Origin of the sequence: Sphingopyxis sp. (assembly GCF_050725655.1) — a bacterium.
Classification (GTDB): Bacteria; Pseudomonadota; Alphaproteobacteria; order Sphingomonadales; family Sphingomonadaceae; genus Sphingopyxis.
In genome coordinates this window covers 41,091-50,765 of record NZ_JBOHHT010000025.1, presented here as the reverse complement: position 1 = coordinate 50,765, position 9,675 = coordinate 41,091, and the positions used below count along the sequence as shown (strand labels likewise).

The 9,675-nt window shown below is 65.6% G+C and carries 9 protein-coding genes; 5 read left to right on the top strand and 4 right to left on the bottom strand.

Annotation, left to right across the window (positions count from 1 at the left end):
- Positions 1-182: 182 nt before the first annotated feature.
- Complete coding sequence (locus tag ACREBX_RS02870) at positions 183-530, bottom strand: GntR family transcriptional regulator (RefSeq protein WP_431560247.1); 348 nt, start codon at positions 528-530, stop codon at positions 183-185.
- Between the two features lie 71 nt (positions 531-601).
- Complete coding sequence (locus tag ACREBX_RS02865; RefSeq protein WP_431560246.1) at positions 602-1,183, bottom strand: nitroreductase family protein; 582 nt, start codon at positions 1,181-1,183, stop codon at positions 602-604.
- Positions 1,184-1,367: 184 nt separating this feature from the next.
- Here ACREBX_RS02865 and ACREBX_RS02860 point away from each other — a divergent pair, with 184 nt between their 5' ends.
- The 5 genes from ACREBX_RS02860 (at position 1,368) to ACREBX_RS02840 (ending at position 7,271) form a co-directional block, all read left to right on the top strand.
- Entirely contained in the window at positions 1,368-3,203 is a 1,836-nt protein-coding gene (locus tag ACREBX_RS02860; RefSeq protein WP_431560245.1) for a peptide MFS transporter, read from the top strand.
- 3 nt (positions 3,204-3,206) lie between these two features.
- A complete protein-coding gene (locus ACREBX_RS02855) occupies positions 3,207-4,610 on the top strand; it encodes an amidohydrolase (protein WP_431560244.1) in 1,404 nt (467 codons plus the stop codon).
- Positions 4,607-5,908 (top strand): amidohydrolase family protein, encoded by a 1,302-nt coding sequence (locus tag ACREBX_RS02850; RefSeq protein ID WP_431560243.1) that lies wholly within the window; start codon positions 4,607-4,609, stop codon positions 5,906-5,908. The genes ACREBX_RS02855 and ACREBX_RS02850 overlap by 4 nt, the downstream gene beginning before the upstream one ends.
- A gap of 152 nt (positions 5,909-6,060) precedes the next feature.
- Positions 6,061-6,762 (top strand): NnrU family protein, encoded by a 702-nt coding sequence (locus ACREBX_RS02845; RefSeq protein ID WP_431560242.1) that lies wholly within the window; start codon positions 6,061-6,063, stop codon positions 6,760-6,762.
- Between the two features lie 2 nt (positions 6,763-6,764).
- Positions 6,765-7,271, top strand: coding sequence for a DUF1003 domain-containing protein (locus ACREBX_RS02840; RefSeq protein WP_431560241.1), 507 nt, complete (start codon positions 6,765-6,767; stop codon positions 7,269-7,271).
- Positions 7,272-7,415: 144 nt separating this feature from the next.
- On the opposite strand, the gene ACREBX_RS02835 is transcribed toward ACREBX_RS02840, so the two are convergent.
- Entirely contained in the window at positions 7,416-8,411 is a 996-nt protein-coding gene (locus tag ACREBX_RS02835) for an aldo/keto reductase (protein WP_431560240.1), read from the bottom strand.
- Positions 8,408-9,661: a dicarboxylate/amino acid:cation symporter gene (locus ACREBX_RS02830; protein WP_431560239.1), complete on the bottom strand. Its 1,254-nt coding sequence runs from the start codon at positions 9,659-9,661 to the stop codon at positions 8,408-8,410. Before ACREBX_RS02830 ends, ACREBX_RS02835 begins: the two co-directional genes overlap by 4 nt.
- Positions 9,662-9,675 lie beyond the last annotated feature (14 nt).

The window sequence follows — 9,675 nt, the reverse complement described above, 5'->3', positions numbered from 1 at the left end:
CGATTGCGGACGTTTGATCTCCCCTCCCGCAGGCGGGAGGGGTTGGGGGTGGGCAGCGACGTTGCGATGGCCCACCCCGCTGCGGCTAGCCAGCAAGCCTCGCTGCCCCTCCCGCTTGCGGGAGGGGATACCCGCGCACCCACTCTTACGGTCGCTTCCCACCCCAAAGCGGAAATTGGCCGTTATGCCTCGGTCAAATCCAGCATCGTACGCGCATCGAGGCCGATGCGGCGCATCTGTTGCGCGACGGGAGGCCAGACATTGGCGAGGAAGTCGGCGCGCATCAGGTCGCGGAGGCGCTCGGTCGCGCCCGCGGCGACGAACATGCCGACGCCGCGCTTCACCGTGACCAGTCCCTCGTCCTGAAACGTCTGATACGCCTTCGCCACCGTCAGCGGGTTGGCGCCTTCCTCGGCGGCAAGCGATCGGACCGACGGCAACATGTCGCCGTCGCGAAACTGGCCGTCGAGGATGGCGTTGGCGATGACATCGCGCAAACGCTGGTACACGGGTTTGGACTGATCGAGCATGCCGCCTTAATGCCATAAGACAGCAGCACAGTCAAATTCGGATTATTACAAACTCGTACCGCTTGGTATAACTAAATGTCCCAAGCGCGCACGACATCGTCATATTCGGGTCGCGGCCGCTCATCGAGCTCGCGCGCTGGCGTGCCGAGAAAGAAATAGCCGACGATCGTGTCGCCTTCACCCGCGCCAAATGCCGCCGCGACTTCAGCGCTATAAGCCGCCCAGCCGGTCAGCCAGCTGCCGACAAAGCCGTGCGCGTGCGCGGCGTGGAGCAGGTTCATGCCAACCGCGCCCGCCGACATCTGTTGTTCCCAGACGGGCACCTTGGCTCCGGGCACGGGCGTCGAGACGAGCACCAGCAAGGTCGGTGCCTGATGCGCGAACTGGTCGAGCGCCGACAGGTCCATGCCCGCGGCGCCGGGATTCTCGGCAACCCAAGCTTTTTTGAGCAGCGCCGCGAAGGCTTCGCGCTGATCGTCGGCGACCGTGACGATGCGCCAGGGCGCGAGCTTGCCATGGTCGGGCGTGCGCAGCGCGAGCGCGATGATGCCCTGAAGCTGCGCGGCGTCGGGGCCGGGGGCGATCATGTCGCGCGCCTTGCCCGAGCGGCGCGTGGCGAGATGGGCGAGGAGCGAGGTGGTGTCGTTGAACATGGTGCGCCATGTGGCCTTTCGCGTCACTTTGCGCAAGTGTTGCGAACCGTTCGCAGTAATATTTGGCCCGATCGAGACGGTTTCACGCGCAATTAGATTCTTCCCATACGCAATTTTCGCGCTAGGTTGCCGCATTCGCGCGGCGGGAGGCCGCGCCAAACTATCCTAAAAGGGACGCAACATAATGAAAGACATGGGCTTGTGGGACGAGGGGGACTGGATTGCGGTGATCGCACTTCTGGTCCTAGGCGTCTTCCTCAGCATCGGTGCGCTGATCGCCGGCAGCAAGAAACCCGAATTCGCCGGACACCCCAAGGGCCTCTACATGCTCTTCTTTGCCGAGATGTGGGAGCGCTTCTCCTACTACGGCATGCGCGCGATCCTGATTTTCTACCTGACCCAGCATTGGCTGTTCAACGACAGCAAGTCGAACCTGATTTACGGCGCCTACACCAGCCTCGTCTACATCACCCCGGTGCTCGGCGGCTATCTCGCCGACCGTTACCTCGGCCAGCGCAAGGCGGTGCTGTTCGGCGGCCTGTTGCTGGCGGCTGGCCACAGCCTGATGGCGGTCGAAGGCGTCGGCGGGCAGAATGACCCCACGATCAACGTCTTCTGGGCGGCGCTCGCCTTCATCATCGTCGGCTCGGGCTTCCTCAAGGCGAATATCTCGGTGATGGTCGGCCAGCTGTACCGGCTCACCGACATTCGCCGCGATGGCGCCTATACGATCTTCTACATGGGCATCAACGTCGGCGCCGCGCTCGGCACGATCCTGGTCGGTTATCTCGGCCAGCGGATCGGCTGGGGCTATGGTTTCGGGCTCGCCGGCATCGGCATGCTCGCCGGCCTTGTCGTTTTCGTTCTCGGCAAGAGTGCGCTCAAGGGCGCGGGCGAGGCGCCTGCGCCGCTGTCGCGGTCGCGTGAGTGGACGCTCTATGCCGTCGGTTTCGCGGCGGTCGCGGTGATCTGGGCGCTCGTCCAGTATCAGGACGTGATCCAGAATCTCCTGCTCGTTTCGGGCATCCTCCTGCTCGGTTATGTCGTTCTGGTGGCAACGTTCCAGCTGCCCTATGGATCGATCGGCGCCGGCCCGCGCAGCCGCGTCAACATCGCGCTCGCTGGCCTCGCCCTGATGCTGTTCCTGCCGCTCGCGCTCATCCTTGGCCTCGGCATCGCCAGCGGACCTGTCGCGCTCGGGCTCGCGCCCGCGGCGTGGGTGGCGCTGGCCGGCTTTCTCCTTCTCCTCGGCGTGATGGTGGTCGAGAAGATGAACCGCGAAGACCATGCGCGCGACCGGATGTTCGCGATCCTGTTCCTGATCGCCCTGAACCCGCTGTTCTGGGGCCTGTTCGAACAGGCAGGCGGATCGATGAACCTGTTCACCGACCGTTATGTCGATCGCGGCGCCGTGCCGGCTTCGATCTTCCAGTCGATCAACCCGATCTACATCATCCTGCTTGCCCCGCTGTTCGCCGCGCTGTGGCAGTGGCTCGGCAAAAACGGCAGGGAGCCTTCGGCCCCGGCCAAGTTCGGGCTGGCGCTGGCGCAGATGGGGCTTGCGAACCTCGTACTCGTGTGGGGTGCGCAGGCATTCGGCATCGCGGCGATGACTCCGGTGATTTTCGTTTTCCTCTATTACCTCCTCGCCACCACCGGCGAACTGTGCCTCAGCCCCGTCGGCCTCTCCGCGATGAACCGGCTGGCGCCCACCTTCGTCGCGTCGCTCATCATGGGCGCGTGGTTCTATATGACCGCGGTCGGCAATTTCGTTGCCGGCAAGATCGGTGAAGCGACCGGCGGGCATGGCGGCGAGATGAGCAAGGCCAAGCTGCTCGAGATTTACGAGATGTTCGGCTGGATAGCGATTGGCGCGGCGGTGGCCGTGCTGCTGGTCAGCCCGATCGTGAAGCGCTGGATGCACCTCGACACGCTGCGAGACCGCGACGATGTCGCGGGCACGAGCGAACTCGCCGAGCCGCAGGCGGCCGGCGTTCATCCCGAACCCAAGGGGGCGTAACCGATGATCCGGGGTGTGAAGGGCAGCCTGCTGGCTGCAGTATCGCTGGCGCTCGTCGGTTGTGCGGCGAGCAATGGAGAGACGGCCTCGGCGAGCGACAAGCCCGCCGAGAAGCCGGTGAAGTTCAACAAGGATCCCTATCCGTCGACGTACAAGGGATACCCGACCCGCCTGACGGTGGTGAAGGGTGTCACGATCTTCGACGGCGAAGGCGGACGGATCGACAATGGCGCGATCGTGATGACGAGCGGCAAGGTCACGGCGGTAGGCGGACCCGGCATGGATTTGCCGACCGACGCCGACGTCATCGACGGCACCGGCAAATTCCTCACCCCCGGCATCATCGACATCCACAGCCACCTTGGCGATTACCCGTCGCCCAGCGTCGAGGCGCATTCGGACGGCAACGAAATGACGTCGCCGACCACCCCCGAAGTATGGTCCGAACATAGCGTCTGGCCGCAGGACCCGGGCTTCAGCCGCGCGCTCGCCAATGGCGGCGTGACTTCGCTTCAGATCCTGCCCGGCAGCGCGAACCTGATGGGCGGGCGCTCGATCACGCTCAAGAATGTGGCCTCGCGCACCGTGCAGGGAATGAAATTCCCCGGCGCGCCATACGGCCTCAAAATGGCGTGCGGTGAGAATCCGAAGCGCGTTTATGGCGGCAAGGGGCGCGCACCCTCGACGCGCATGGGCAATTTCGCGGTGAACCGTGCGACGTGGCAGAAGGCGGCGGCGTACAAGAAGAAGATGGACGACGGGAAAGCTGTCGACCGCGACCTTGCGATGGAAACGCTCGCGGGCGTGTTGTCGGGCGAGATCCTCGTCCACAATCATTGCTACCGCGCCGACGAAATGGCGCTCGTCATCGATATGTCGAAGGAATTCGGTTACAAGGTGTCGACCTTCCACCACGCGGTCGAAAGCTACAAGATCGCCGACATTCTTGCGAAGGAAGGCATTTGCTCGGCGATGTGGGCCGACTGGTGGGGCTTCAAGATGGAAGCCTATGACTCGGTCAACGAGAATATCCCGCTGGTCTACAAGGCCGGTGCCTGCACGATCGTCCATTCGGATGACGCGAACCAGATCCAGCGACTGAACCAGGAAGCCGCGAAAGCGCGCGCCGCGGGTCGCCGCATCGGTATCGACGTCAGCGACGAACAGGCGTGGACCTGGCTGTCGTACAATCCCGCCAAGGCGCTGGGCATCGCCGACAAGACCGGCAGCCTCAAGCCTGGCAAGATGGCCGATGTCGTGCTGTGGAACGGCAATCCGTTCAGCGCTTATACGCGCCCCGAGAAAGTGTGGATCGACGGCGCGTTGATGTTCGACGCGAACGACCCCAAACGGCGTCCGGTGAGCGATTTTGAGCTCGGCCAGCCGGGTGAAGGAGACGTGAAATGATGCGCGCGCTTCTTCTCTCGGCCGCGGCGCTGATCGCGGTTCCGGCCGCGGCACAGGACATCGCGATCGTCAATGCCAAGCTCGTCATCGGCGACGGCAGCGCGCCGATCGACGGCGGCACCGTCGTCGTGCGCGGCGGCAAGGTCGTCGCGGCGGGCGCCGGCGTGGCCGTGCCCGCGGGCGTCGAACGCGTCGACGCGCAGGGCCGCTATGTCACGCCGGGCATCGTTGCGGCATTCAGCCGCGTCGGGCTGACCGAAGTTGATGCCGTCAGCGGCACGAACGACCGGTCGGCGCCGCGCACGCGCTTTTCGGCGGGGCTCGACATAGCGCCCGCGCTGAACCCGATGGGATCGCCCGTCGCGGTGAACCGCGCGTCGGGTGTGACGCGCGCGATCGTCGCACCGGGCAGCAGCAGCAATCTGTTCGCAGGCCAGGGCGCGGTCGTCGACCTCGCCGACGACATGGACATGGTGACGCGCCCGCGCGCGCTGCAATATGTCGCGTTCGGCGAGGATGGCTCGGCGAAGGCGGGGGGCAGCCGCGCGGCGACCTTCCTCTTGTTCCGCGAGCAATTGCTCGCGGCGCGCAGCTATGCGCGCAACCCCGCGACGCTTGCCGAATGGGGCAATGACGCGATGATCCAGCGTGCCGACGCCGATGCGCTGGTGCGCGTCATCGACGGCACGACGCCGTTGTTCGTGCGCGTCGACCGCGCCGCCGACATCGTCAATGTGCTGAAGCTGCGGCAGGAATTTCCGGCGCTGAAGCTCGTGCTCGTCGGGGTGACCGAGGGCTGGATCGTCGCGCGCGACATCGCGGCGGCGAAGGTCCCGGTGCTCGTCTCGCCGCTCACCGACCTGCCGTCGAGCTTCGAACAGCTCGGCGCGACGCAATCGAACGCGGGCCGCCTCAAGGCCGCGGGCGTCGACGTGTCGGTCGGTGTGTTCGACGACGACGACGCGCACAAGATGGGTTATGCGACGCAATATGCGGGCAACCTCGTCGGGCTGGCGCGCGTACCCGGCGCAAGCGGCATGACGTGGGATCAGGCATTCGCCGCGATCAGCAGCGTTCCCGCGCGCGCCGTCGGCATGGAGGGCAGCATCGGTTCGCTGCGTCCGGGCCGCGTCGGCGATGTCGTGATCTGGGACAATGACCCGCTCGAACTCGGCAGCCGCCCGACGATGGTGTGGATCGACGGCAAGGCGCAGTCGCTGACGACGCGGCAGGACCGCCTGCGCGATCGTTATCGGGCGCCGCAGGAAGGGGCGCTGCCCAAGGCATACGACAGGTAGGCGAGGCGGGCGTTTTACCGCCCGCCTCATTCCTCGCCTCCATGTTGACACTGTTATCTTTGTCGCGCAATACCTGTCGGTGAACGCGGTCCGAGTCGTACGCAGCGGCGGCTTGGGCGATAGAGATGACATTGCTGGAGGAGGGATTGGTCATGCAACCGATGTCGCTTTTGATCGCGACCTGCGTCCTGTTTGTCGGCTCGCACCTCGCTTTGTCGCATCCGCTTCGGGGCGGGCTCGCGGGGCGGCTCGGCGAGCGGGGATTCCAGATCACCTATTCGATCGTCGCGATCGCGTGCCTGATCATGGTGGTGCAGGCGTGGCGCGGGATGCCGCCCGAGCCGCCTTTGTGGGCGGTCGACGATCCGCTGTGGATCCTCGCGTCGCTGATCGTGCTCTTTGCGAGCATATTGTTCATCGGATCGCTCATCGGCAATCCGGCGCTGCCTGCGCCGGGAGCGGCCAAGGCTGCGCAGGCCGTGCCGCGCGGCGTGTTTGCGATCACGCGGCACCCGATGATGTGGGGCTTTGCGCTGTGGGCCTTTGCGCACGCCATGGTGATCCCGACCGGGGCGCAGATCGTCCTGTCCGCCACGATCGTCTTCCTCGCGCTCGTCGGTTCGGCGGGGCAGGATGCGAAGAAAGCGCGGCTGATGGGCGATGCGTGGCGGCATTGGGCGGCGCGGACGAGTTTTATGCCCTATGCGCGGCAGATCGGCGGCACGACCCCGTGGGGCGACACGATCCCGCGCCCGCATGCGCTGTTCGGCGGGATCGTGCTGTGGTTTGTCGCGACCTGGGCGCATGGCGCGCTCGGCTATATGGTTGCCGGTATCTGGCGCTGGACGGGATAGATATGAACGACGCGACACGCCTTGCCGATCTCTCGCTCCGGCTGCTCGGCCGCCCGATCGACGAACTCGATACCGACGAGCGGCGTGTCCTGGACGCGATCGCCGAACGCCGCCTGATCAGCCGCGACGCCGCCGACATCGACGATGAGGGGGCGAGCTTCGGCGCGCGCCTGTCCGACCGGGTCGCCGCGGTGGGCGGGTCGTGGGGCTTCATCATTGCCTTCACGGCGGTGCTGCTCGGCTGGATGTTGCTCAATTCGGACGTGCTCGCGCGCTGGGGGATGGCGTTCGATCCTTATCCCTTCATCTTCCTCAATCTGATGCTGTCGACGCTGGCGGCGGTGCAGGCGCCGATCATCATGATGAGCCAGAACCGCGCGTCGGCGAAGGACCGGATCGCGGCGGGGCTCGACTATGAAATCAACCTGCGCGCCGAACTGGAAATCATGGCGCTGCATGAGAAGATCGACGCGTTGATGGGTGAGGTGAAGGGGTTGCGGAGAGAGTAATCTCAATCCTCCCTGTGGCGAAGCCATGGGGAGGGGGACCGCCCGAAGGGTGGTGGAGGGGCGGCGAGGTCGCGAAAAGCCCCTCCGTCAGCGCTTCGCGCTGCCACCTCCCCATCGCTGCGCGACAGGGAGGATCGAGCGAGTTTAGAGCCGCACCATCCGCATACCCATCTCGCCGTAACGCGGACCGCTGGTTCCGCCCTTCGGCGCCGCCGCGTCGATTGCCGCGAGGTCGTCGGCGGTGAGCGTCACTTCGGCCGCGCCAACGCTGTCCTCCATCGTCGCGCGGCGTTTGGTGCCGGGGATCGGGACGATGTCGTCGCCCTGCGCGAGTAGCCACGCGAGCGCGACCTGTGCCTTCGACACGCCATGCTTGTCGGCGACCGCGCCGATCGCATCGACGATCGCGAGGTTGGCGGGCAGATTCTCGTCCGAATAGCGCGGGTCGTTGCGGCGCCAATCATTCTCGGGCAGCTCGTCGCGGCTGCGCACCGCCCCCGCGAGGAAGCCGCGGCCAAGCGGCGAATAGGGGACAAAGCCGATGCCGTTGTCGCGGCAGGCGCCGAGGATGTCGTCCTCGATATCGCGTTCCCAGATCGAATATTCGCTCTGCAATGCGGTGATCGGCGCCGCCTTGGCGGCGCGACGGATCGTGTCGGCGCCGGCTTCGGACAGCGCGATGTGGCGCACCTTGCCCTCGTTCACCAGCTCCATCATTCCGCCGACGGTTTCCTCGATCGGGACCGACGGGTCGACGCGGTGCTGGTAGAACAAGTCGATCGTGTCGATGCCGAGCCGCTGGAGCGAGCCTTCGCACGCGGCGCGGGCATTGGCGGGCGAGCCGTCGACGCCGGTGGTCTGCTTGCCTTCGAATTTGAAGCCGAACTTGGTCGCGATGACGAGCCCGTCGCGCTTGCCCTTGATCGCTGCGCCGAGCAGCTCCTCATTGGTGAACGGGCCATAGATTTGCGCGGTGTCGAAAAAGGTGACGCCGAGGTCGATCGCGCGATGAATGCTGCGCGTCGATTCATCGACGTCGGCGGCTTCGCCATAGAGGATGTTGCCGCCCTTGATCATCGGCATGCAGCCGATGCCGATCGCCGAAACTTCGAGGCCATGGCCGAGCTTGCGATATTTCATGGGGTTTCTCCTGCTGTGGGGACCTCGCCTTCGACGCCGTCGGCGGCATATTTGGTCGCGGCGACATCGCCGACGACATTACCTAGGGTTCGGAAGATGTCGGGGAAAGTCTCGACCGCGACGAGCAGCCCGAGCGGCGCGACGGGGACCCCCATCGACACCGCGATCGGCGCGATCGAGGTCACGAAGCTGATCGATCCGGGCAGGCTGACCGAGGAGAGCGCGGCGGCGATCGCGACCGCAAGCCCGACCGCCATTTCCCATGGGGTCAGCTCGATGCCGAACAGCCACGCGACATAGACGACGACCGCGAGGTTCATCGCCGGGCTGGTGAAGCGGAACAATGCGACCGCGAGCGGCAGGACGACGTCGGCTTTCTTGGGATCGACGCCGAGTTCCTCCGACGATTTCAGCATCGCGGGCAGGCTGGCGAGCGAGCTTTGCGTGCTGATCGCGACCGCGAGCGTCGGGACCATCGCGCGGACGAAGCGCGGCAGCGAAATGCCGACGACAAGCCACGCGAGCAAAAGGCCGAGGAGAAGGCAGCTGATCCCGATCGCCGACAGGATCAGCACATAATGAATGAGGCCGCCGAACGCCGCGACCCCGGCCTTGACCGCCAGCGCGTAGCCGAGCGCGAAAACGCCGATCGGCGCGAGCGCGAGGACCCAGCCGATGACGATCAGCATCGCGTCGCCAAGCGCTTTGAACAGCCCCGACAGCGTCGCGCGCTGCACGGGCTCGAGTTTCGTGATCGCAAAGGCGAAAATGGTCGTGAAGACGATCAGCGGCAGGATCGCGGTCTCGGCCGCCGCGGCAATCGGATTGGTCGGGATCAGCGAGAGCAGGAAATCACCAAAGGTCGGCGACGGCCCGGCGTCGGTCGTGCCGCCGAGGCCGTGACGCAACGCTTCGGCGGCACTGGCGGACAGCGGGAAGAGGCGCAGCAGCAGCGGCGTCATCAACAGCGACATCAGGCCCGAAAGCGTGATCGCGCCGAGGAAGATCATCACCGCGCGGAACGCAAGCTTGCCCGCGCGCGCGGCGTCGGCGGTCGCGGTGATGCCGGTGATGAGCAGCGCAACGACGAGCGGGACGATCGTCATCTTGAGTGCGTTGAGCCAGAGCAGTCCGATCGGTTCGACAAAGGGAAGCGAGGCGGTCCCGGCATCGGGCGACACCAGCTCGACCCCGATTCCCAAAAGCATGCCGGCGACGAGCGCCGAAAGGATGAACCAAGCGGATTTCAAGACGGATTCTCCCG